The sequence below is a fragment of the Flavobacterium calami genome (assembly GCF_038290035.1).
In the GTDB taxonomy this organism is placed as follows: Bacteria; Bacteroidota; Bacteroidia; order Flavobacteriales; family Flavobacteriaceae; genus Flavobacterium; species Flavobacterium calami.
In genome coordinates, this window is the sequence record NZ_JBBYHS010000044.1 from 1 (window position 1) to 1,429 (window position 1,429).

Sequence of the window (1,429 nt, forward strand, 5' to 3'; positions counted from 1 at the left end):
AAGTTGTACCTGATACAATATTTTTGGGCTGAGTTCCTTTCTTCCTTGCATACTTAAAAGTACCAAAAATCATATTTTTAAACAACGTTTTTTATATATTTGAACAGTTGTGCAACAAGCACAGCCGTTTGGCGAGATTGGGGTTTTAGGCTGAATTTACAGTTAGTTTTGTATTTGGAAAATTTGTGTTTAACCGAAAAATCTCGCATCTTTATTCCCCAACCTCGCCAAGCGCCAGAACGTTAGCAGGCATTATAAAAGACACAATCAATGGAAAAAATTGAATATAGCGACTTAAATAAATTTCTCGTTTCGGTAGGAGTTGCTTTAATGACAATTTCTATTTTAATTGTATGGCTATTTTTTAGAGAGCCATTTGATTTGTTAATTGAACAAAAAACTATTGACAACTTAACTGAAACAGCAAAAACTATTATTATCACTAGACAAGGACAAGTAAGCCTTTTGTTGTGCATTATTCCTTGGGTATCTCTTATTCTTTTTTTGCTTGGCTTAACAAGTTTAATTATTGGACTTATTCGTTGGCTAAAAAAGCAAAGACTTCTAGATGAAAGAGATGAACTAACAAACAAAAAGCTTCAAAAAGAATTAGAAAAACTATCTGAAAAAGAAGTAGTTGATAAAGCTGAAACAGAATATGAACAAACAGTTGACGAACAAACGCAACCAACCGAGCCAAAGACTGAAGCAAATACTAAAGAACAATTTATAAAATCCTATCTACAAGTTGAACAAACAATTTCCGATAAATTAAAACTCTTCTTTTCTGACAAGTATCGTGTTTTGACAAACTATCGTTTAAAGCATTTTGAATATGACATTATACTAAATGCACCTCTTAAACTTGACACAGACAAAATCATTGAAATTAAATATTACCCTAATGGCGTTAATTCACAGTACATTAGAGAAACTTTAATCCGACTTGAAATTGCTAAAGGTTTCTATCAGGAAACAATGCAGAAATCGGTAAAACCAATTCTAATAATTGTTCTTCCCGAAGATAAATATAACTTATTTGAAATCGCAAAACTGAAAGAAACACCTAAACAGCTTAAACACATAAAACTTGACAATTTATCTCTACATTTTATATCGCAAAATAAACTTAACGACTTAACAAAAGAGCGGTTAACAAGCATAATCGAAGAAGAAGAATAACGCCTGCTAACAGCTACTACAACGGATTTGGGCAATAGGCTTAATGGAAAGTTGGTTTTGTATTTGTGATGATTTGGCAAATCCGAAGAATGGGCTTAATTTAGTCCCAAACCCGCTGTAGTACCAGAACGTTACTAGCCATAATATAGAATGCGTAAAAATCCTGAATAATACTTTAATTATCAGAAAAACAAAAGACAAAATGAAAAAGAAACTAACGCTGTCAACATCTCTACTTATTTTGTTT

General features: G+C 31.8%; 2 protein-coding genes. One reads left to right on the top strand and one right to left on the bottom strand.

Annotation, left to right across the window (positions count from 1 at the left end; translation table 11 throughout):
- The first annotated feature begins 270 nt into the window (after positions 1 to 270).
- A complete protein-coding gene (locus AAEO57_RS20795; RefSeq protein ID WP_341694944.1) occupies positions 271 to 1,182 on the top strand; it encodes a hypothetical protein in 912 nt (303 codons plus the stop codon).
- A gap of 6 nt (positions 1,183 to 1,188) precedes the next feature.
- On the opposite strand, the gene AAEO57_RS20800 is transcribed toward AAEO57_RS20795, so the two are convergent.
- Positions 1,189 to 1,429, bottom strand: a 241-nt coding sequence (locus AAEO57_RS20800; RefSeq protein WP_341694945.1) for a hypothetical protein, incomplete at its 5' end; no start/stop codon positions are given.